This window comes from Microbacterium sp. Leaf159, from assembly GCF_001423615.1.
Lineage (GTDB): Bacteria > Actinomycetota > Actinomycetes > Actinomycetales > Microbacteriaceae > Microbacterium.
In genome coordinates, this window is record NZ_LMOU01000001.1 from 1,682,904 (window position 1) to 1,704,643 (window position 21,740).

A 21,740-nucleotide genomic window follows, 5' to 3' on the forward strand; every position below is an offset into this window, starting at 1 on the left:
CCCGCCGGAGCCGCGTACAGGTCCGTGTCAATCCTCGCGCTGAGCCGGTGACCGGTAGTGGAACGAGAGCACCCGTCCCGCCGCATCCGGGGACCCCAGAGCGAGCATGCGCCCCGTGAAGCCAGCAGCGACCTCCGTCGAGAAGTAGCGGCCGTCGACGCGGGCGAGGTCGGTGCGTCCGGACGCCGAATCAACCGACATCGTGATGTCGTCGGGGCCGGCCGATCCGAAGGGAAGCGTCGGGCGACGAGGCGGCGAAGCCTCGATGCGCAGAGTCACCGTCGAACCGTCGAACGGCTCGTCCGCGATCAGCTGCTCCGCCCCGCCGACGCGAAGGATGGCACGTACCCTCCCCTTGTGCGCTCGAACTCCGCACCAGTGATGTTCGTCGATCCGGAGTCGCAGCTCTGCAGCATCCTCGATGACAGCCTCCGCCGCCCAGTCGAGGTCGAGCACCCGGGTGCACAACAGGTCGGACGCGGACCCGTGCGAGCGGAAACGGATCCCCCCGCGCGGCTCGCGGACGACGGCTGTCTCAGGCTCCCCGTCTGCGACCACCCATCGAGGGTCGAATCCGGGCCCGCTGAAATCCTCGAAGAATGTCGTGACGGCCTCTGGCACCTCGAAGCGCTTCTCATCGATCACCGGCCACCCCTCGACCCACGTCACACCGGCGAGGAACGTCTCGCGACCGAGCACGTGGAATCCCGGTGTCGAGCCTCGCGGTCGCGTGCCGAGATAGACGATCGCCCATTCGCCATCGGGCGCTTGGACGAGGTCGGCATGCCCCGCACTCTGGACGGGGTGTGACGTGCTCCGATGGGTGAGGATCGGGTTGGACGGGCAGGCCTCGAACGGGCCGGTCGGGTGCTCGGCCCGTGCCACGGTGACGCAGTGACCGCGCTCTGTGCCTCCCTCGGCGAGTATGAGATACCAGTAATCGCCCACGCGGTGAAGGTGTGGGCCTTCCGCCGCTTGCATCCCCGTGCCCTGCCAGACTGCATACGGCGACTCGCGCAGCGCTCCCGACTCGAGGTCGATGCGGGCCTGCCTGATCCCCTGACCTCCCACGACGAAGTCGAGCAGATGCCAGGTGAGATAGCAGTCACCGTTCTCGTCCCAGCTGAGGTCGGGGTCGATTCCCCTCGCCTCCGGCACGAAGACGGGTTCGCTCCAGGGCCCTGACGGGTCGTCGCTGTGGACGATCACCTGGCCGGCATCGAAGTCACTGATGTTGGTCGTGATGAACCAGAAGCGGCCGTCATGATGCCGCAGCGTCGAGCCGTAGATGCCGGTCGAGGGCCCGGGAGTGTGCAGACGGAATTGATCTCTCGTGGTGAGGATGTTGCCGATCTGTGTCCAGGTGACGAGGTCGCGACTGTGGAAGATCGGCGCACCGGGGAAATACTCGAAACTCGAGTGCGCGAGATAGTAGTCGTCGCCGACCCGGCAGACCGTCGGATCGGGGTGGAACCCGGAGATGACGGGCGTGACCGCCGCGCTCGTTGTGGCCGGGCCCGCATCTGTGCGCGCCCTGAGGGCGAGATCAGACATACCGATCCTCCCTGGTGGCGGCTTCCTCGTGGCCGCCCGTCAGATCGGCGATGACTCCGTGGAGGGCTGTCTTCGCCGGTGTGGCCGGCCACCCCTTCGTCCACACCCCGTCGAGAAGGTCGGCGACAGGGCGGTCCAGATAGGCGCCGAGAAGGTGCGCCAGCCGCTCTTCCGAGGGGCTGAGACTCACTTCGAGAACGATCGCGGTGAAGCGCGCCCACGCCACGGGATCGTCCATCAACTGCCGCACGGTGGTGATAGGCGCCTGCGCCGCCTGCGGCTCGACGATCCGCCAGGAGTGCTGACCGTGACCGACGGTGAATTCTCCGCCGCCCCAGGGGAGCTCGACATCGGCCACCGCGCCGACGGGCACCGTGGCCTCGAGCACGAGCCCGTCGTCGAGTCGTCTCCAAGACACTGCGGCCTCGCCATAGGGCGTGAGGTGTCGAGCTGTGGCATGCGTGAGCGCGCGGGGCGGGATCGGCCGAATGCTGATGCGGCGGTAGCCCGGCGCCGACGGCGCGAGTCCGGCCACTCGACGGTGCACCCAATCGACGACACTTCCCAGGGCGTAGTGATTGAAGGACGTCATCCCGCTCGGGTTGATCGTGCCGTCGGGGAGCAGGCTGTCCCACCGCTCCCACACAGTCGTCGCGCCCATCGTCACGGGATACAGCCACGACGGCGCCGCCGTCTGCAGCAATAGCCGATGTGCAAGCTCGGGGTGCCCGGAGTCTGTGAGCACGTCGCAGATCAGCGGTGTGCCGACGAAGCCCGTGGCGATCCGGAAGGCACCGATCCGCACGAGATCCGCGAGACGTTCAGCGGCCGCGCGGCGCTGAACGTCATCAGTGAGCAGGTCCCAGTGCAGAGCCACCGCGTATGCGGTCTGTGCATCCGAGAGGACCCGACCGGCCGGAGTGACGAACGCTCGACCGAAGGATTCGCGGATGCGGTCGGCGAGGCGGGCATAGCGAGCGGCGTCATCGGCGCGTCCCAGCACGGTGGCCGCGTCTGCGACGATACGCGCGGAACGGGCGAAGTGAGCCGTGGCGACGACGTCCGGGTCGGCCTTGGCCGCCGCGGCGTCATCATGCGGAGCTGTCGGGTCGAGCCAGTCCCCGTATTGGAATCCTCCGCGCCAGATGAGGTCGTCCCCCGCGGACGCCGCAATCCGGTCGACCCACGAGCGCATGCTCTCGAACTGCTGCTCCAGGACTCCAGCGTCTCCGGTGGTCTGCCACAGCGTCCACGGCACGACGGTCGCCGCATCGCCCCAGGCTGCTGCGGGAGCGGATGTCAGGGGGGTGCGCAGGATGTCAGGGATCACGTGCGGGACGCTGCCGTCCGGCTCCTGCTCCGCGGCAAGGTCAGCCAGCCACGAGGTGAGGAACCCCGCGCTGTCGAAAAGGTAGGTGGCGGTCGGTGCGAACACCTGAATGTCACCGGTCCAGCCCAGGCGTTCGTCGCGCTGGGGACAGTCCGTCGGCACATCGAGGAAGTTTCCCCGCATTCCCCAGACGACGTTCTCGTGAAAGCGATCGAGCAGTTCGTGCGATGACTCGAACCAGCCGGTCCGGCGGAGATCGCTCGATATCACCACCGCTTCGAGGTCATCGACCGACACGTCCTCCAGCCCGTCGATCTCAGCGAAGCGGAAGCCATGGAACGTGAACGAGGGCTCCAGGGTGTCGCCCGCGCCGCGAAGCAGATATGTGTCCGTCGCTCGTGCGCTGCGGAGCGGTTCGGTCCCGAGTTCGCCGTGTTCGAGAACCTCTGCGTGGCGAAGGATCACCTGATCACCCGAGCGACCTGTTCGCGCACGCAGCCGCACCCACCCGACGACATTCTGTCCGAAGTCGACAAGCGTGCGTCCTGACGGAGATGACCACACCCGAGTGGCCGGTAGCGCGCCCACGACGCGCATGGGCGGCCCCTCCTCGCCCACGAGACGTCCGAGATCGGCCGCCACTACGTCGACCGCGGCATCGAAACGACCCTCGTCCCCGACGCGGAGGTCGGTCGTTTGTCCGTCGTAGATGTCGTCTACGAGGATGCCAGTAGCCCGCGCCTGCCAGGTCTCGTCTGTGGCGAGGGTGTGCACACGCCCGTCGGCGGTCGTCACCTCCAGTTGAGCGAGCAGTGCGAGCCGATCTCCGTAGATGGCGCGCTCACCGAGGAAGCCGAAGCGACCGCGCCACCAACCGTTGCCGAGCGTCACCTGCAGGCGGTTGACCCCCTGCTGGACCTGGGCGGTGACGTCGTATGCACGGTAGCGAAGCCTGTGCTGATAGGCCGTCCATCCGGGCGCCAGAACAGTGTCATCGACCGGCGCGTCGTTCAGACGCGCCGACAGCAGACCGTGTGCCGTCGCGTACAGGCGCGCGGACACGATCTCCCCGTCGATCGCGATCGTCCCCTGCAGCTCAGGAGCAGCTTGTCGCAGCCCGCCGAGGCTGTGAGGGCTGATGAAGCGGGCGTTCCAATCCTCCGCCCGCAGAAGGCCAGCCTCCGCGGTGCTCGGATCGCTCCACTCGCTCTGATAGCCCATCCCGCGAACGCGGACACGGACGACCACCGACTCGCGGGAGGTGATCGGCTCCGCAGGCCAGGGCACGAGCACCTGGTCCGCGGAGTCCACCGACCAGATCGTCGTGTAGGTCCCCCGCGTCACCTCGATGTCGTAACCGGTCTGGATGTAATCCTCCGGAGCAGTATGCAGGATCCACGACAGACGAGGACTGCTTTGACCGAGACCGAGCGCAGGGCCGGTGTCGGTTCGATGCTCGAATCGTGGTGCGGAGGGGGCGATGATCGAGGCCATGTGGTCTCCAGGTCGTCAGAGAGAGAAGTCGAATGACGCGCGAGATGCGCTGAGAGCCGCGTGACGCCCGACCCGGCAACGATGATCGCCGTCTCAACTCCTCTGTCGACGGCGGTCCACCCCGCTGACGCGGTGGGGCGATGGTCACGGCTTGCCAACGACGCTACGCAGTGACGATCATGGACGTCAAAGGGCTGACGCAGTTTTGCGCAACTCCGCGATCGCACAGTTCCGGCCGCGTTCTCGAAGACGGCCCGTTTCTCGCGACAGCGAGTATGGTGCCGAGAGCGCTGCACACGTCAACAGGAGGAGGACCATGGATCCGTATCAGGAGCACCCGGTCACACTTCGGATGATCGCGGAAGCTGCCCAGGTATCGATCTCCTCGGTATCTCGCGTCCTCTCTGGTCGCGGAGACCTCAGCCGCGAGACGCGCGAACGGGTGCTCGATGCCGCACGGTCCCTCGGCTACACCCGCGGCTCCGAGATGCGCGGGCGGCCAGCCACCTTGGACCCCCGGCTTGTCGAGCTCGTGCTTGGCGGCTTCGACGGCGCTTGGACCGTTGCCGTCGCGGAAGGGGCGCGGCGCGCGGCGTTTCGCCTCGGATTCGATCTCGTCCTCACCCTGGAGCGCGACGATCCGGCGGACGACTGGCCGGCGCGGGTCGCGACGCGCAAGCCGTCCGGGGTCATCCTCGGGGTCATCAATCCGACACAGCGTCAACTCGACGAACTCCGCGGACTCCAGATCCCCCTCGTCCTCCTGGATCCACGATCGGATCCCGGAGGCGAGCTCGCAAGTGTCGGGACCACGGATTGGCAGGGCGGCTATGACGCTGGAGCCCACCTCGTGGCCACAGGCGCCCAGAGCTTCATCGTCGTGACGGCCGCGCCTGCATATCGTTTCGGACGGGCGCGCGAGGATGGCTTCCGCAGAGCGATCTCCGACCTCGCACCGACAGCGCGAATCACCCGGGTGACCAGCCAATGGAGCGACGTCGTTCCGAGCGCGGAACTTCGAGCCGCCCTGCAGACCGGTGATCTGCCCATCGGCTTGTTCGCCGGGAACGACGAGATGGCGCTGTCTGTCTATGCCCCCGCAGCGCGTCTCGGACTTGAGATCCCGCGTGACGTGCGCGTCGTCGGATTCAACGACGAACCCGGCGCCGCCTTGGCTGGCCCGCCGCTGACATCAGTGCGCCAGCCTCTACAGGAGATGGCAGAACGCGCCGTGGAACTCGTCCGGGATCTCCGCCACGGCGATGTTCACGCGCATGGTCGCGTCGAGCTGCCGTCCAGGTTGGTCGTGCGAAAGTCGTCTTCGCCCTGAACCCGGAGCGATGTTAGGAAATGAGCGTGCGATTCACCTCTGCGATGAGCTCGAATGCCTGCTCCAGAGCATCACCGAAGTCGACGTCCTCGGATCGCCACGTCTCCCACGCCATTTCGATGGCAGCCATCGCGGCATAGGCCGCCGCTCGCGCTTGGGCGTCGCCGGCGACGAGCTCGCGGAGGGCGACTTCGAGATCGGCACGCTGCGTCGATCGCTCTGAAGCGAGCGTGGCTCGCAGCGAAGGCGAGGCGCCGATCATCGCGACACGCGCCCGAAGAACCTCAGGTTCAGTCCGCGCGGCCACGACCGTGGCCGTCATCGCCTCGAGAACAGCGCGTGAGACAGGGGTCCCCGGGCTCGGCGTGACCCGCCGAAGCTGTTCGGCGAGGCTCAGCCTCCCGATCCGCGCCGAGGTGACGACGGCGTCCTCTTTAGACGCGAAGTATCGAAAGAAGGTCGCTCGAGAGATCCCGATCGCTCGAGCGATCTCCTCGACCGTGACCATGTCGAAACCCCGCTCAGCGCAAAATTTCGCTGCAGCATCGGCGAGCTCGCCGCGCAGAAGTTCGCGGCCGCGCGTTCGAACATCGGTTGCCATAGGTCGAGTCTAATGAGTGATACGGTTTCTCTTCTATGAGACTGCGTATCACTCGTCCGAGTTCTTCGCTCGATCCCGCCACCCCCAGGTCCTTCGGCGCGATCTTGGCCGTGCTTGCATACGCAGGACTCGGCGCATCCTTCATGCAGACGATCCTCATCCCCATCCAGTCGAGGTTGCCCGCTCTGCTCCACGCGTCCAGCGATGACACCGCCTGGGTGATCACGGCGACTCTCATCGCCGCAGCCGTCTGCACTCCAGTCGCCGGTCGGCTCGGTGACATGTATGGCAAGCGCCGGGTCGCAATGGCGCTGCTGCTTCTTCAGGCTGTCGGCGCCGTGCTCGCCGCACTCTCGAACGCGCTGATCCCGATGATCATCGCGAGAGTGCTCCAAGGGATGGCCGCAGGAGTGATCCCACTGGGCATCTCGATCCTTCGTGACGTGCTCCCCCGTCATCGCCTGGGCTCTGGAATCGCGCTCGTCAGCGCCACTCTCGGCGTCGGCGGCGCGCTCGGCCTCCCGGTCAGTGCCCTCGTCGCCGAGAACTACGACTGGCACGTCCTTTTCTGGGTGGCGGCTGGGATCGCAGTGAGCGCGTTCGTGCTGTATGCACTCGTCGTTCCCGCCGGACCGGCAGGCACGCCCGGCAAGGTCGACTATCTGGGCATCCTCGGCCTCGCACTCGGTCTCGTCGGCGTGCTCGTCGCAGTATCGCGGGGAGGCGAGTGGGGGTGGGGCGATGCTCGAACACTCTCGCTCCTCATCGGCGGCATCGTGATCCTCCTCGTTTGGGGCGCCTACGAGCTCCGAGTGAAGGAGCCTCTCGTCGATCTGCGCGTGAGCGCTCGTGCACCTGTCCTTCTGACCAACCTCGCCTCCGTCGCCATGGGGTTCGCTCTGTTCGCCTCCAACGTCGTGATGCCGCAGCTGCTCGTGCTTCCGGTGGAGACGGGCATCGGCCTCGGCCTCACCCTGCTCGGCGCGTCGCTGGTGCTCGCCCCATCGGGACTCGCCATGCTCGTGATGTCCCCCGTGGCCGGTGGCGTTGAGCGGAAACACGGCCCCAAACCGCTGCTCCTGTTCGGGGCGCTGATCATCGCGGCGAGCTACGGCGGCGCACTCCTCTTCCACGCCGCCGCGTGGCAGTTGCTCGTCCTCAACATCCTCCTCGGCGTGGGCATCGGTCTCGGCTACGCCGCGATGCCTGCACTGATCATGCAGGCGGTGCCCGCGAACGAAACCGGCGCGGCGAACGGGCTCAACGCGCTGATGCGCTCGCTCGGGACAAGCGTCGCTGCGGCTGTCATCGGTGCGATCCTGGCACAGTCGATGTCGACGGTCGGCGGCGTCACCGGACCCAGCGAAGGCGGGTTCATGCTCGCACTCGGGCTGGGGCTCGGTGCATCTCTTCTGTGCGCGCTCCTCGCCGTCCTCATTCCTGGGTCACGACCGGAGGCTGACACGGCGATCACGCGATCGAGCCTCTGATCGGTCGCGCCTTCCCGGCTGACGCAATGCCACCCGCTCGGGAAAGTGCGCCCCGAGAGGCCCTCAGTCTGCCACCGTGACGGCAGTGTGGAGCGTCGCTTCCGAGGAGGCGCCGACCCAGATGTCCAGTTCCGTCTCGTCCTGCACGAAATCGCGCACCGCGGACGACCAGTATCGAAGCTGATCCGGTCCCAGCTCGAACGTGACTGTGGCGGTCGCGCGCGCGGCGATCGTCACGCGACGGAACGCCTTGAGCTCGCGCACGGGACGCGATGATGCCCCGTATCGCTGGTGGATATAGAGCTGGACGACTTCGTCGGCATCGCGCTGCGATCCATTGGTGACATCGATGCTGACGCGTAGGACCTCGCCCCGAGCGATCGATGCCCTGTCCGTCCGGAGGCTCGCATACGAGAAGCTGGCGTAAGAGAGTCCGTGTCCGAAGGGGTACAGCGGAGTGCTCGGCTCCCCGAAGTAGCGTTCTGCCTGATTTGCCGGCTCGAAGGTGCGGTTGTGAGCATAGGTGAACGGCAGCTGTCCCGCGTGGCGCGGCCAGGAGAACGGCAGACGGCCCGACGGCGAGACATCTCCTGTGAGCACCGCGGCGAGAGCATCGCCGCCCCGGGTTCCCGGGTGCCATGCCTGGATGATCGCCGGAACGTTCGCGTCGGCCCAGCGAAGGTCGAGCGGGCGCGCCGACATGACGACGAGGACGACCGGCGTTCCGGTCTCCATGATGCGCTGCAGCTGCTCGAGCTGACGGCCCGGAAGATCCAACGTGGACGTCGACGCCTTCTCGCCGCTCTGGTCCTGACGCTGCCCGACGACCACCACGGCGACGTCCGCCGCCGCTGCCGCCTCGACGGCAAGCGCGAGCTGCTCGTCATCCAGCGACAGATCTCGGGCCGCTGAGTATGTCGGGTCGTTTCGCCCAAACGGAGAGGGGTACACGCGATCGGGGATACCCACTCCCGCGACGTAGACGATCTCGGTCTCGGGAAGCCGCAATTCAAGACCCTGACGCAGGGTCACGGTCTCCTCAGGGTCGCTGACGAAGACCCACGGCCCCAGGGTGTCCCGACCGCTGTCGGCGAGCTCACCGATCAGGGCGATGCGAATCGTCGCCGCCGTCGTGAGCGGAAGCGCCTCGCCCTCGTTGCGGAGCAGTACGAATGACTTCTCTGCTGCCTCCCGGGCGATCTCGCGGTGCGCGGGGGCGGCGAGCACGTCGGCGCTGAGCGAGATCTCCGCGTATGGCCGCTCGAACAGACCGAGCTCGAACTTCACAGTGAGCACGCGCCGCACCGCATCGTCGAGGACGCCTTCGTCGAGTCGCCCCTCGTCCACTGCGGCGGGCAGCCGAGAATAGGCCGGATCGAACATGCTCATCTCCATGTCCAGGCCCGCACTCAAAGCTCGAACGGCCGCATCCGAGAGGTCCCGAGCGAAGTGCTGCGTGGTGAGCGAGCGAACCGAGTTCGCGTCGGAGACGACGAACCCGCCGAAGCCGAGCTCATCGCGAAGCACATCGTTCAGCAGCCACCGATTGGCGGAGGCAGGCACGCCGTTCAGATCCATGTAGGCGCTCATGACCGTGCGGGCACCGGCTTCGACGGCTGCGCGGAAGGGCGGGAGGTATGTGTTCCACAACTCAGATTCGGAAACCTCGACGTCGTCGTAGTCCCGGCCTCCGCGCGCAGCACCGTAGCCCGCGAAGTGCTTGGGCCCGGCGAGGATGCGTCGAGGGCCAAGATCGCCTTGGAACCCGCGCACCTGTGCCGCGGCGAGAGCCGAGGCGAGCACGGGGTCCTCCCCTGCACCCTCGACGATGCGTCCCCAGCGCGCGTCATGCGTGATGTCGAGCATGGGCGCGAAGGTCCAGTGAATTCCGACCGAGCGAGCTTCCGCCGCGGCAACCGACTGTGCGGCCTCGACTGTCGCCTCGCTCCACGTCGCGGCGAGAGCTACGGGAACCGGGAAGATCGTCCGGAACCCATGAATAACGTCGAAGCCGAACAGGAGCGGGATCCCGTGCGGCGACTCCTCTATGGCTATCCGCTGCAGCTCGTGGATCATGGTGGCGTCCGTCGCGTAGAGCACCGAGCCGGAACGACCGGCTCGAATCGCGTCCTCGACCATCTTCGGCTGCTCGGCCATCGCGCGATGCTCGGGGGGCAGGGCTTCAACGTTGACGGGAGTGTCCGCGCGCTTCAAGTAAAAGAACTGCGTCAGCTGTCCTGCCTTCTCCTCGACACTCAACCGTGAGAGGAGATCCTCCACTCGGTCTTCGACCGGCAGTTCCGTGCGGCGATATCTGGGGAGCGCGTCTTCATCTGCAGTCAGGTCAGTCACGGTGAGCCAACCCCGCGCTTTCTCCGCCGTCCGCGACGAACTCGGCCCCCGTCGAGAACGAGGAGTCATCGCTGGCGAGGAACAGCACGAGCCGGCTGAGCTCCTCCATCTCCCCCATGCGCCCGAGTGCGACATGGTTCTGCGGAAACTCGAGGCCCTCGACCATCGGCGTTCGGATGAGGCCGGGGTGGATCGTGTTCACCCGAATCCCGTAGCGCCCGAGATCGAGGGCCGCATTCTTCGTCAGTCCACGCAGACCGAACTTCGACGCGTTGTAGCCCGTGATGCGCTCGTAGCCCTGGAGGCCGGCGTCGGACGACACATTGATGATGGATCCTCCTCCCGCGGCCTTCAGCGCTTCCGCGCTAGCCCGGATGCCGTAGAACGACCCCGTCAGATTGACCGCGATCACCAGATCCCAATCTTCGATCGAGTGCTGGTCGATGGGTGCGCTGCGGACCAAGCCCGCGTTGTTGATGAGCACGTCGAGCCGGCCGAACTCAGCCACCGTCAATCGCACAGCCGCTTCCCACTGTTCGAACTCTCTGACATCGAGTTTCACGAAACGGGCCCGCTCACCCAGTTCCTCTGCGAGAAGCGAGCCGGCATCTTCGAGCACGTCTGCGATGACGACGGATGCGCCCTCCGCGACCAGCACTCGCGCGTGGTGCGCACCCATTCCCCGCGCCGCGCCGGTGATCAGCACGACCTTCCCGTCCACTCGTCCTGCCATGTCGTCTCCTTTCGTTCGGCAGCGTTCGCTGCCGGGCGTCCTGGGCGAACGCGCAGTCACAGCGACGCGCGGTTCTCCGTCATTTCCGCTCTCCGCGGCGACGGATGAACGGAGCTCGTCGTTCCTCACGCACGACACGGACCGCCTCGGTCCCGCCGATGGCCACAGCCGTCGACGCGACGGTCTCGGGCAGGACCCCGGCTGCGGCGAGCTCGGTCTCACGACGCGCGAGCACCTCCGCGCTGATCACTTTGATCTGCCCCTCGAGCCGGTGGTAGTACAGGGCGATCAAGCCCACGATCACCGCGAAGATCGCGGGGATCCAGCTGTTGAGAGCGATGATGCTCTGCGTGGCGCTCGCGCTCTGGACGTCCGCAGTGCCGTCATAGCCGCCGACGGTCAGCACGATGCCGGAGATACCGGCCGCGATGGCAGCACCCACCGTAGAGGCGAAGGAGTTCAGGGCTCCGCCGACGCTCTCGAGTCGGCGGTTGCCCTTCCACTCGTTGTACGTGGAGTTGTCGATGATGAGGATCGGCGCGAGGAAGTTGACCGGAAGCGCAGCAAGCGCCGTGAGCACGGCGGAGACCATGATGAGCGCGATGTTGTCTCCGGCGACCATGAGGATCAGGAAGCCCCCGGCTCCGATGAAGCTGGAGATCGCGATCATTCGCGAGACCGAGATCTTGCGAATGAGCACGGGGAAGAAGATCATCAGCGGGATCAGAGCCACGAACGAGATTGCGACGATTCCCTGCAGTGCGAGGTCGCCCACGACGTACCGGAAATAGTACGACATCGCGATGTTGGCCGCGTAGATGCCGACCACGAACGACATCGCCGAAAGCACCCAGATGTAGGGGTTGGTGCGCAGCACCAGGAAGATGTCGTGCATGCGCAGACGCTCTGTCGAGATCTCGGCAGCTTCCGAGGACTCCTTGAAGATCCAGAAGCGGACCATGCCGAGGATCGCGAAAGGAACCGCGATACTGACCGACACCAGAGACCACGCGGCGGGGTCTTTGCCAGCGGCGCTCACGGCGATCGGGAGACCGATGGTGATGAAGATCGCCGCCAGGACGGTGATCAGTCCGGTCTTCGCCGCCAGGTCACTGTACTGCTCGCGGCGAGGGAAGACCCGTGCGGTGTAGAGCGCGGTGTTCGCGTTGTACAGCGGCATGAAGAGGGCCGTGAGGATCGTGTAGCTGGCGAACACCCAGATGTACTTGCCCACGTCGCCGAGCCCACCGGGCACGGAGAACATGAAGATGGTCGTCAGCCAGCACAGGACGATGATCAGGTCGAACGGGCGCGCCTTGCCGAAGCGCGTCTCCGGCGCCCGGTCGATGATGTATCCACTGAGCAGCGCTCCGAGTGCGTCGACCACCTTGGCGACGACGAGGAGCCCACCGACGATCGCCGGGTTCAGCGCCAGAGTGTCCGTCGCATAGATCGTGAAGTATCCCGTGAGAACGATCAGAGCGTTCATCGAGAACGAGTGGGTGGACCAGGGGATGACCTGCCTCATCGAGACGCGATCCTTCCTCGTCTCGCCCTTTCTCCGGCCCGCCGCTCTCTGGTCTGCGGCTGGCTCGGCCTCGTGAGTGGATGCCTCATTCATAGACGCCATCGTCTTTCTTCCTGTCTGCCGCAGCATCGCGGGATCCGGTACGCCGGGCTCAGCCCGGAATATGAAAACGGTACGTCGTGCCGATTTCGCCGTCAAGCGATTGTTTGCGCAATATCCGAGACGCCCGTGGGTTGAGCGGAGCCCACGGTCGGCACGCCGCCGACCGTGGGTCCGGACCGGACATCGACCGCTATCCGTGCACGACGACGCGTGACCGCGCGATGTTCTGGACTCGTGCATGCGGGCTGCTCAGGTCGCCGGCCGTCTGGGCAGCGATCCTCGCCGAGACGAAATAGGTCCCCGGTTCATCGAACGTGATGTCCCGCTCCACAGCGACCCGCGGTGCAGACTCGACCGGCAGAATCCGCTCGGTCACAGACGTGCCGTCCTCTCCCGCCAAAAGCTCGACCATTTCGACGATGAGCCCCTCGACCGCTTCTGCAGTGATCTTCAGGCGCACCGGTTGTCCGACGCGCACGTCCGTCCGCACACCGCCGTCTACCATCACCGTGACGACCGGCTGCACTCCGCCCCGCTCCTCTGCCGCTTCCGGCACAATCACCTGACCGTCCACTACCTGGTAAGACGTGGTCGGCGAGGGCTCGATCCCTCGTTCGACCCACGCGACCAACTGTCGAAGCGCGGTATCGAGGGCTCCGATGTATGAAACGGTATGGCCGGGGAACTCCTGCGGTCCGACATCCCCGTGAAGCGCGTTGTCGATGAACCAGACCCGCAGCTGATTGTCGGCCGCCTCCTCACCGATGCGAGACCGCACCAGATCGCGATACCAGTCCGCCTGCCAGGGGAACGCCTCTCGGTCCAACAGCGCCTCGACGACGATGACCTTGCCTGTAATGTCTCCGGTGATCTCGGTCCCGGTGGCTCCCGAGCTCATGAGGGGGCCCAGGAGCAACGAGCGCTGAGGAAACAGCGGCTCGCCGCGTGCGTCTCGGAACTGATCCCACACCGTGAACTCCGGGCCGGGAACCTGGTGCCGGTGATACGTCTGCACAGCGAGGAAGCTCGAGTTGTCGAGAATCACATCGTCGCCGGGGACGAGTCCGTCCGGCACTCCGCCCTGCCACCCCTCGAGGATCGCGAGTTCGCCATCGACGCCCGAGAGCCTCACGACCTGGCCTGCAGCGTCGCCGCTCACGATTCGCAGCTCAGCGCCCATGATCCAGCCCTGCGGGCGATCAGCGAGGCGGATCGCCCGCGTCCGAGCCGGCTGTCGCTCCGCGCCTTTGAACGACTCGTCGACACCTCCAGACACCTCCACGGCGTCGGCGGGCTCCTCGGCGATGAACTCGACGACGGTCGTGTTGAGTCGCACTCGGTCGCGGTGGATCGACGCTTCAGGGTCGGCTCCGAGGTATCCGTCGAGCTGCCAGAACTCCGTGGTGTAGGTGGGGTCCGCAGCGATCACACCCGGGTAGAGCGCGCTGAACCCATGCAGATCCATCGTCTTCCACCCGAACCACGAACGCAGCGGGAAGCCCATCCGCGTCACCTCATCGAACGCTGCACGTTCCTCCTCGGTCAGGTCCAGTGACGCCGGGTCCCCGCCAGCATCGAATGCGTCGGCGATGTCAGCGAGGCGATGACGGAGGATTCGCAGAGCATGCATGCGAACGCTGAACACGTTGGGGATCGCCACCGAGCTGCCGATGACGTGCGGCACGAAGCCGTCCCAGACGCCGACCGTGTTCTCGGCCGACCCGATCGAGCGGTACCCGCCGCCACTTCCGCCATACAGATAGCCGAACGCGCGATGCTCTCCATAGATCTCACGAGCGATCGCGCGCGAGAACTGCGCGGCGGCAGCGTTGGCACGAAAAGCGGAGATGGTGCGATCGATCCCCGAGGTGGGATCTGCTGACGCCGCCCCGCCACCATTGGTCTCGAGGAAGGCGGCGCCGCTCGCGTGCGCGAACACGATCTTGTTGTACTCGACAGGGATCGTCGGGCCCAGATGCTCACTCTGCGGGAACGGCGTGACGTGCTGGAAGAATCGACCCTCATAATTCTCGGCAGACGGCAGGTAGAGAGAGAAGTAGGTGTCGGTGTCTCGGAATCCTCCGTGCACATAGCGGTGGGGTACCGGGAGTGCCCGGTCCTCATCGACGTCGATGAAAGGATCGCGGAAGACCTCGTCATCGATGGTGAATGGGAGAGGCACGCCCACGAGCGATCTCTGGTCGGTCTGGGTGTCGGCGGGTGAAGGGTTCACGCGTTCCTCGCTTTCAGCGGATCTCAGAGGAGAGGATCGCCGCGCCATCGCGTGCTCATCGGCATCATTCCGATGTCCTCGTTCTCCGAATCCAGCATTGCATGCGGGTTTAGACAGCGCAACGACGATTGGCCATATCCTTCTGTACATGGCAGCCAGAGGACCCTACGCAAAGGGGCGAGCAAAGCGAGCGGAGATCCTTGACGCGGCAATCGCCGTGATAGCACGTGAGGGATACTCAGGTGCGACAGTGCGCCAGCTCGGCGATGCGGTCGGACTGAGCCAGAACGGACTCCTTCACTACTTCGGCTCGAAAGATGCGCTGTTCACTCAGATACTCGAGCACCAGGACGAGCGCAGCGCCGAGGTGGTCGATCCCGAGCACAGCGACTTCACTGCGGATCTCGTGGATCGCATCCTCGCCGCGATCGACTACGAAACGGCTTCCCCCGGAATGGCACAGCTCACGCTGCGGCTGAGTGGCGAAGCGACCGAGCCGTCGCACGCCGCGCATGACTTCTTCAGCAACCGCTACGAGGCGATCCGCATCATCGTCCGGGATGCAGTCATGGGGCTGCAGGCGGACGGGCGAATCGCGGCCGACGCGGAGCCGGAGGCGATCGCCGCCCTCGTCTACGCGAGCTGGGATGGCCTTCGCACTCAATGGATGTACAACCCCGCTGTGGACGTCAGAAAGAACATGATCTACCTGCTGGCGCGGCTTGGTTTGACGCCGACATCGGCCGATCCGAGCCTCACCACCGACCACGGTGCGCCATAGCGGACCTGATATGGCGCCGCGCGGGCAAGATCGACCGCGCGCACCCCGGGTCTTCGCCTTCGGAAACATGCACCAAAAATGCACCACGCCCACCCCCGGATACGGAAAAACCCCCGACTTCTCGGGGGTTTCCATGGCGGTGACAGTGGGATTTGAACCCATTGAATCGGCATCGACACCGTGCACGGCGGGTCATACGTGCGATTTGCGCAGCCGGCAGAGTGCTGAGGCTGGGGGCATCGCTCGGCACCAGCTCAGCTGGATCGACACCAAGAACGAACGCCATCGCGAGTAGGGATCTCCCTCGATCGGCATGTGCCTCGCAGCTTGCGGGTCGGTCCGCGATTTCGCGAGGAAGGCGCGAGCGGTTCAATTGCTCGGGCGAACTTACGAGGCGAAGAACGTGGTTGATCTAGCTCCTGAAACGAGCGGTCGAAGACTCGACGCTCCGCGGGAGCTCAGACGGCGAGTCCCTCTGGGGTCAGTCCGCGAACAACTGACGCGGCTGGCGTCGCATCCCGAGGGGGCGACCAGAGCGAGAGGTTAGGCGTGCATTTCTTGCGTTTCTGCCACTACTTGTGGAGGTCGCGTATGTGAGCGAAACGTTGTGACGTTGAGGAGGCGGAGTCGTTGAGCAGATGGGGATCTACTGTCGACATGTCTCATGAGAAGCGGGATCAAGCGCGATATCCGCGGCCTAAGGGAGGCTGCGTATCCGTCGATCTCATTCCACCGCCCATAGCGAGGGATCTTCGATCCATAAGACGGAGCAACGAGGTGACGCACCTCCTGAGGACGCCCCTCCATCACCGAGGTGACAATCTCCGCGACGGTGAGCGCCTGCACCGGCGGCGGAGTCTTGTTAGATAGCAGAGCGTGGACGACGTCCGGCATGGTCAACCGAACAAGAATCTCAACTTCAAGGGGGAAGCGCTCGAAGATGATCTTCGATTCCGTGGCTCCTCGTCGAATGTCGTCCGTGCCCCAGAGAAAGATGAGCTCGCGAACTGCCGTCATTGTGTGAGAGTCGTAGCCAGCGCCCCGCAATTTCATGGCGCCATTCAACTTTCTTTGGGATGCGATGTGACGTGGCCTGTCGCTGATGTCATCGTCGGCACCGCCAAGATGCCATCTGCGATGCTTCACGCAGACCGGTCCGCTCATCCCTCGCACATAGACTTCCTGTCCCGCCGCGCAACGACGACACATCGACGCGCCTTCGGACACGACTCGCCTGCGAACACGTCCTCCTGTCCCGACGTGCATTCGAACCGGCGGCGGGAAAGCGTCGGCTGGCAGACCGCCAAGACGAGCGATCGCTTGCGGCGCCAGGTATGCAGCCGGCGCGGTGGGAAGTTCGGGCCGCTCCACTTGAAGCTGCTTCCACACCACACCGGGTTCGACGCAGTTGAATGCGCAAAGGCGTCGCCAATAGCTATCGGCGGTCTCGTGTGGAAAGACGGGGACGAACACAGGAAGCCTCCTGATCGAGCTCATACCGACCCACCGTCCGCTTTAGACCGTTGCCGCAACTTCACCTCACGGCTGAACTCGGCGTTATCAATCTTTTCTGTTCCATCCAGCGTCGACCGAAGCGCGGTCAACTGAAGCATATTTTTTAATAGCCCGATCTCTCCCCCGGTGAGCGAGTGTAGGTCTCGGGCCGCGCCAAGAATCGCCCCCGGCGTTTGGTCAATCAAGCAGAGGGAGTCCTCGATAGAGAGCAGGAGATTCCCCCATTCGGTTTGTTGGGCCCTCGTATCGATTCCGTACGGGCCTGCCGTCTGTAGCAGGAACCGTTTGCGCATCTGTCCCTCTCGAGTCCCGGAGAGTAGACCGGTTGCCTCGACTTCGATACCCGCGAAGACGAACGTGCCGCCACAGCGCTCGGACAGCTGTTTGAGCATGTCGGAGGCTTCGACGTTCTTCCTCGAAGCCTGGAGATCAAGATGGTGGACATCGTCCACCAGCACCAACTCGGTTCCCGCATGCCTCATTGCGTTCGCAACCATTTCAAGAATCCCGCCGTACGTCATACGGGGCTTGACCGGAAGACCATAGAAGCGCGCGAACTCCTGCAACAGCGCCTTCGCGGAGCACTGCGCGGGCACGGCGACGTAAGCCACGGGGATACGGTGTTCCTTGGCCGCAGGGTGCCCGGTCTTTCTTCTTCTGCGCTCGTGCTCCTTGCCTATCTCAAGCAGAGTCGTCGTCTTGCCCTGGGCCGGCTGCCCGGAGACGATGACTCCTAGTTGGCCGACCTGTTTATGTTTGTTCAGCATCACTCGCTCCAACACGGCGCGCTGAACTTCGGTGAACTGCGGAGTCCTAACAAACGCACCCGCCTGTGAGTAGCGGGCACGCTCATCGTTGTAGTGCTCACGCTCCTCTTGAGATAGGCGCCGAAGTTCGTCTCGATCGATTTGTGCGGGGCGGACGTAGTTTGCGTCGACATACTCGCGCCAGCCTTCTTTAGTTCCGATGTCGCGCAGACTGTTCTCTTCCATCACTTGTCCTCTAGTCTCGACCGAACGCCGTCCATCTCGTCACTGGTCAACTCGAACCCGCCGCTGCTAGGCCAGGCCGAGTCTTCAGCAGCCTCGTCGACGTCATCAAACTCGGAAAGCTCATCCGGCGCAGGCTCGACCTTCAGAAGGTTCATCGGATCAGCAGCGACGACCTTCGCACGAACAGCAGCGTTAGAGCGTTTCGTGCGGTTCCCAGTGGCTGCGAAGTCACGCATCGCGGCCACCAGGGGTGCAGTGTCCTCCGCATGTGGAGCACCGTGTGCCCTTCGTTGGAACCGCGCTTGCCGCCAGACTTCTCCCAGCATTGGTGTCTCATGGACATCGTTTGCCCAACGCAGGGGGACAAACTCGCCACCATCATCGAGCCAGACGACGTGCAGGTTGTAGGGATCCACTCGGATCGACCATTTGCCTTGCTTACTCCGAACGGGAGACTGACGCTGACGGTAGTCGCTGAGCCGTTTGGAGTCGTAGACGCGATGATCTATCGTCACGCCATATCTGTTGATGCGTCTTTGGACCGTGGGCAGGAGAGCTATGAAATCGTCACGGTTGAGCGGAATGTGAAGCTCGGGTGCGATTTGGCGATACGCCCGACACATTTCATTGGGCGACAGGATGAGCGTCGGCTCTAGAGGATCCCGCAGTCCATCGTGGGCGCGAGTCTGCCAATGCACGGCGATCCAATCCTCGAGAAGCTCCTGCATCTGCGCAATCGTTAACAGTTCGTCAGAGCGGGTCCCAGCGTCCCGTCCGCGATACTCCACGCTCCGACCGACATACCCCTTCGCGTATTGAAGGAAGAGGGAGGCAACGGAGCCGAAAGTTCGCTCGACGTGCGCTTTGTCGGTTGGCGTATACGGGGCAGATGTATTGAGCGAGATACCGAGACGTTGGCACACCGCGCGGAAGTGTGTCGACAAGTAGGCGCGACCGTTGTCGGTCGTGATGGTCTCTGGGAAGATGAATGGCTGTTCGAGGCGAAGGCGCTCGTACTTCTCTTGGCCCGTGAGCGTTGCGCCTGCCCAAGCCGTGGAGATGAGTCGGCGGGTTTCCCTTGCCCCCTCCGGTCTGCGCCCGTACGGCACTAGGGCTCGGGCGAGGACAACGACGAGATCCATGCTCTTGGTTCCGACAGGCCTGAGCACGGCGGAGAGGATGGATCGCGTTGCGACATCGACCATGATGGTGAGCTCGGGCCGTGCCACCTGGCTCGCATCAATCCGGACCATTACGTCGAGTACCGTGCTGTCAATCTGCACATGTTCACCGGGGCGCAATATCGAGCGACGACCGAAGACCTCGTCGGGGCTTAGCGACAACGATTCCCGAGTCTTTGCCGAGCCGAACGAATGCCGTCCCCGTTCTTCAGTACTCAGCAGGCGGTAGAACGTGGCGCGACTCGGCATCTTGACGTCGGTTCCATGCTGGCGCCGGACGCGGACGGCTACCTGATCCATAACCGCACCCTTCGTGACGGTCGAGGCCCGTGCGCGGCTCGCAAGGACTGCGTTAAGAGCCTCGATCACACGAGCGTCGATCGAGCTATTCCGTCTCCGCGTTGGCGGACCACCACGAGTGATGAGCCCGCCGGGCCCTTGCTCGTGAAGCACTCTCATTTTCCGCCAGACAGTCCGCGCGGAGACTGGCTTGCCGAGTTCACCAGTGAGTCGTTCCGCCTCTCGGCTGACCGCGCCGCTAAGCGTGCCGTGGGACCGAGCGGCCACCTCGAGCCGGTCAAGAGCTTCGCACCACAACCGGAGTTCTTCGTCGCCCTCGTACTCGTCGGTATCAGGAGCCGGCCTCCACCCGCCCAACGCTGACGTCTGATGTTCAGCAGTCCTGCTGAGTTCATCTGTGTCTACTTCCATCTCATCGCCGTTGTCGTCCCGAAGGGTGACTGCAAGAGCTTGGACGGCAATGACGTTGTATGCGGCTCCGCGCCAGGTGATCCGTTCGCCTGCTCTGATCTTCATCGACCGTCCTCCCAGCTAAGCGTGGTTGTCAGCGCCAGTGGCTGCGCTAGGTCGGCTGCGAGTGTTCCTCGCCAGACGAGCGAGTAGCACTGTCCGAAGGCTTCGGGCGTGCCGCCCAGCAAGGAAACGGCGTCATCCAGTGTGCCTATGAAGCCGCGGAGTCGCCGCGCCGACTCGTCCGTCGCCCACGGGGCGTGCCGATACCGCATCAGAAACCTAAGATTGGACTCACGTACGCGGGAATCCTCAGAGAACACGACGTATCGCCAGCCGACCTCTCGACACATTTGAGCCGTGCGATCAAACTGCTCTCGAGCACGGCCATCGATCCGGCTCAGAGGTTTGACGTCGACGACGACGCCGCTCCCATCGTCGCAACGTACGAAATAGTCCGGGGCATGGGGAGGACGATCGTCCCGAGCCCAGTGAACCCACATCGGCTGGCTAGCCACCCCCACCACACCTGGCGTCCGGTCTAACTCGGCCAGGAACGAACGCTCGGCGAGTGATTCGAATCCGATGTGCCTTCGCACACTGTCCATGAAGAACAGTCCGGAGTAGTGGCGCTTGCCCGGCCAGGTCGGAAACGCCCGTACTGGTTCGCAGGTTTCGAACGGAACATCGCATGCGTCTGCAACATCGACCTCGAGCCGATCATCCCGAAGTTGATATTCGACTCGCTGGGGCAGACGCGCGGTTTGAGTTTCTGAGAGTGGCCAGGAAAGGGAAAGCAGCATGACGCGACCAATCGACGAACAACAAGGAGTGTTCGTCCGGCGGCGTAAGACGAGTCAGATGGAACCCGCCCCTGCCTCCCCTGGCGGCGAGGTAAGAGATTAAATGAGTCCACCCGCGAGAAACATACGACTCGACGGGGTTCTCGGGCTGCGACACGCCCCAACAGTGCCAAGCGAGTGAGACTGTGCTGCGTCCGCGAGAATCTGTGCCAACCGGGCGAGACTGTGCCAACCGCGATGAGAAGGGACACCGATCACGGACCCCGAACATTTTCGTGACCAAACCGTTGCATTCGTTACCTCGCCGTTATAGAGTGATCGCACGGTGAATGTTTGCTGTGGCATACACCGCATGTGATTGCAGGACACTCTTGGTGCAAGGGACAAGGGCCGGTCGGGAGCCTCTCCGACCGGCCCTTTACTGTTGCCAGTACGCTGTTCCCATGACCGATCGCAAGCTCGCCCTCGAGGCCTGGGAGAGCCTGTTCCGCGCGCAGCACGAGCTGTTCACCGAGATGAACGCGGACTTCGAGGACACGGATCTCGGCCAGGCCGAGTACGACGTGCTGCTCACCGTCACCCGCTCCCCCGGAATGTCCGCGCGACTGCGCGACGTGACCGCGAACATGCTCATCAGCCAGCCGAGTGTCTCGCGACTGATCGACCGCATGGTCTCCCGCGACCTCGTCTCGAAGTGCCCCGACCCCGATGACGGACGCGGCGCACTGATCAGGGCGACGGATGCCGGCGCCAAGGCGTTCCGCAGCATCGCGACCGTGCACGGTCGATCGATCGCCGAGCGGATGTCGCGCCTCGACGACGCCGAGCTGCAGACGCTCCGCGACCTGGCCGAGAAGCTCCGGGCTCGCTGACCTTTCCCTCCGCACCACGGCCCCGACGGCCTCCCTCGATTTCTGGCAGGGTGGAGCGTGAACGCCCGCGCGGCCGCGCCGGCATCCAAGACCGCCCCC

Annotated in this window: 14 protein-coding genes; 4 read left to right on the top strand and 10 right to left on the bottom strand. The window is 64.6% G+C overall.

All coding sequences use genetic code 11. The annotated features are described in order from the left end of the window. Nucleotides 1-27 precede the first annotated feature (27 nt). Entirely contained in the window at nt 28-1,554 is a 1,527-nt protein-coding gene (locus tag ASF80_RS08025; RefSeq protein ID WP_056309625.1) for a glycoside hydrolase family 43 protein, read from the bottom strand. Further along, the gene (locus tag ASF80_RS08030; RefSeq protein ID WP_056309628.1) at nt 1,547-4,378 is read right to left on the bottom strand and encodes an alpha-L-rhamnosidase; all 2,832 of its coding nucleotides are present in this window, start codon (nt 4,376-4,378) and stop codon (nt 1,547-1,549) included. The genes ASF80_RS08025 and ASF80_RS08030 overlap by 8 nt, the downstream gene beginning before the upstream one ends. 316 nt (nt 4,379-4,694) lie before the next feature. Between ASF80_RS08030 and ASF80_RS08035 the strand changes: the two genes are divergently transcribed. Next, a complete protein-coding gene (locus tag ASF80_RS08035) occupies nt 4,695-5,708 on the top strand; it encodes a LacI family DNA-binding transcriptional regulator (protein WP_056309631.1) in 1,014 nt (337 codons plus the stop codon). 13 nt (nt 5,709-5,721) lie between these two features. On the opposite strand, the gene ASF80_RS08040 is transcribed toward ASF80_RS08035, so the two are convergent. Then, the gene (locus ASF80_RS08040) at nt 5,722-6,309 is read right to left on the bottom strand and encodes a TetR family transcriptional regulator (RefSeq protein WP_082488225.1); all 588 of its coding nucleotides are present in this window, start codon (nt 6,307-6,309) and stop codon (nt 5,722-5,724) included. A gap of 143 nt (nt 6,310-6,452) precedes the next feature. Here ASF80_RS08040 and ASF80_RS08045 point away from each other — a divergent pair, with 143 nt between their 5' ends. After that, nucleotides 6,453-7,799 carry an MFS transporter gene (locus ASF80_RS08045; protein ID WP_414845688.1) on the top strand — a complete coding sequence of 449 codons (1,347 nt, stop codon included), beginning with the start codon at nt 6,453-6,455 and terminating at the stop codon, nt 7,797-7,799. A gap of 63 nt (nt 7,800-7,862) precedes the next feature. Here ASF80_RS08045 and ASF80_RS08050 read toward each other — a convergent pair whose 3' ends face one another. The 4 genes from ASF80_RS08050 to ASF80_RS08065 all read right to left on the bottom strand — a co-directional run bounded on the left by ASF80_RS08050 (nt 7,863) and on the right by ASF80_RS08065 (nt 14,747). Beyond that, complete coding sequence (locus ASF80_RS08050) at nt 7,863-10,151, bottom strand: glycoside hydrolase family 3 N-terminal domain-containing protein (protein WP_235559911.1); 2,289 nt, start codon at nt 10,149-10,151, stop codon at nt 7,863-7,865. Further along, a complete protein-coding gene (locus tag ASF80_RS08055; RefSeq protein ID WP_056309637.1) occupies nt 10,144-10,884 on the bottom strand; it encodes an SDR family oxidoreductase in 741 nt (246 codons plus the stop codon). The genes ASF80_RS08050 and ASF80_RS08055 overlap by 8 nt, the downstream gene beginning before the upstream one ends. A gap of 79 nt (nt 10,885-10,963) precedes the next feature. Further along, nucleotides 10,964-12,412: an MFS transporter gene (locus tag ASF80_RS08060; RefSeq protein ID WP_056309640.1), complete on the bottom strand. Its 1,449-nt coding sequence runs from the start codon at nt 12,410-12,412 to the stop codon at nt 10,964-10,966. A 292-nt stretch (nt 12,413-12,704) separates the two neighbouring features. Next, entirely contained in the window at nt 12,705-14,747 is a 2,043-nt protein-coding gene (locus ASF80_RS08065) for a hypothetical protein (RefSeq protein WP_157521003.1), read from the bottom strand. Between the two features lie 148 nt (nt 14,748-14,895). On the opposite strand from ASF80_RS08065, the gene ASF80_RS08070 reads away from it, so the two are divergent. Then, nucleotides 14,896-15,528 (top strand): TetR/AcrR family transcriptional regulator, encoded by a 633-nt coding sequence (locus ASF80_RS08070; RefSeq protein WP_082488228.1) that lies wholly within the window; start codon nt 14,896-14,898, stop codon nt 15,526-15,528. Between the two features lie 1,493 nt (nt 15,529-17,021). Here ASF80_RS08070 and ASF80_RS08075 read toward each other — a convergent pair. From ASF80_RS08075 to ASF80_RS18710, 3 genes are read right to left on the bottom strand one after another with little or no spacing between them, the layout of a single operon-like run. Beyond that, entirely contained in the window at nt 17,022-18,035 is a 1,014-nt protein-coding gene (locus ASF80_RS08075; protein WP_056309643.1) for an ATP-binding protein, read from the bottom strand. Continuing rightward, nucleotides 18,035-20,032 carry a Mu transposase C-terminal domain-containing protein gene (locus tag ASF80_RS08080; protein ID WP_082488229.1) on the bottom strand — a complete coding sequence of 666 codons (1,998 nt, stop codon included), beginning with the start codon at nt 20,030-20,032 and terminating at the stop codon, nt 18,035-18,037. The genes ASF80_RS08075 and ASF80_RS08080 overlap by 1 nt, the downstream gene beginning before the upstream one ends. Next, the gene (locus ASF80_RS18710) at nt 20,029-20,769 is read right to left on the bottom strand and encodes a TnsA-like heteromeric transposase endonuclease subunit (RefSeq protein ID WP_082488230.1); all 741 of its coding nucleotides are present in this window, start codon (nt 20,767-20,769) and stop codon (nt 20,029-20,031) included. Before ASF80_RS18710 ends, ASF80_RS08080 begins: the two co-directional genes overlap by 4 nt. 443 nt (nt 20,770-21,212) lie before the next feature. Between ASF80_RS18710 and ASF80_RS08085 the strand changes: the two genes are divergently transcribed. Further along, on the top strand, nt 21,213-21,641 hold the full coding sequence (locus tag ASF80_RS08085) for a MarR family winged helix-turn-helix transcriptional regulator (RefSeq protein WP_056309649.1): 429 nt from the start codon (nt 21,213-21,215) through the stop codon (nt 21,639-21,641). Nucleotides 21,642-21,740: the final 99 nt, after the last annotated feature.

Excerpts from the sequence above, each read along its gene's own strand:
- ASF80_RS08040 (WP_082488225.1), bottom strand. The coding sequence starts at position 6,309 with ATGGCAACCGATGTTCGAACGCGCGGCCGCGAACTTCTGCGCGGCGAG.
- ASF80_RS08060 (WP_056309640.1), bottom strand. The coding sequence starts at position 12,412 with ATGAGGCAGGTCATCCCCTGGTCCACCCACTCGTTCTCGATGAACGCT.
- ASF80_RS08080 (WP_082488229.1), bottom strand. The coding sequence starts at position 20,032 with ATGAAGATCAGAGCAGGCGAACGGATCACCTGGCGCGGAGCCGCATAC.
- ASF80_RS08075 (WP_056309643.1), bottom strand. The coding sequence starts at position 18,035 with ATGGAAGAGAACAGTCTGCGCGACATCGGAACTAAAGAAGGCTGGCGC.
- ASF80_RS08030 (WP_056309628.1), bottom strand. The coding sequence starts at position 4,378 with ATGGCCTCGATCATCGCCCCCTCCGCACCACGATTCGAGCATCGAACC.
- ASF80_RS08045 (WP_414845688.1), top strand. The coding sequence starts at position 6,453 with ATGCAGACGATCCTCATCCCCATCCAGTCGAGGTTGCCCGCTCTGCTC.
- ASF80_RS08085 (WP_056309649.1), top strand. The coding sequence starts at position 21,213 with ATGACCGATCGCAAGCTCGCCCTCGAGGCCTGGGAGAGCCTGTTCCGC.
- ASF80_RS08025 (WP_056309625.1), bottom strand. The coding sequence starts at position 1,554 with ATGTCTGATCTCGCCCTCAGGGCGCGCACAGATGCGGGCCCGGCCACA.
- ASF80_RS08035 (WP_056309631.1), top strand. The coding sequence starts at position 4,695 with ATGGATCCGTATCAGGAGCACCCGGTCACACTTCGGATGATCGCGGAA.
- ASF80_RS08070 (WP_082488228.1), top strand. The coding sequence starts at position 14,896 with ATGGCAGCCAGAGGACCCTACGCAAAGGGGCGAGCAAAGCGAGCGGAG.
- ASF80_RS18710 (WP_082488230.1), bottom strand. The coding sequence starts at position 20,769 with ATGCTGCTTTCCCTTTCCTGGCCACTCTCAGAAACTCAAACCGCGCGT.
- ASF80_RS08055 (WP_056309637.1), bottom strand. The coding sequence starts at position 10,884 with ATGGCAGGACGAGTGGACGGGAAGGTCGTGCTGATCACCGGCGCGGCG.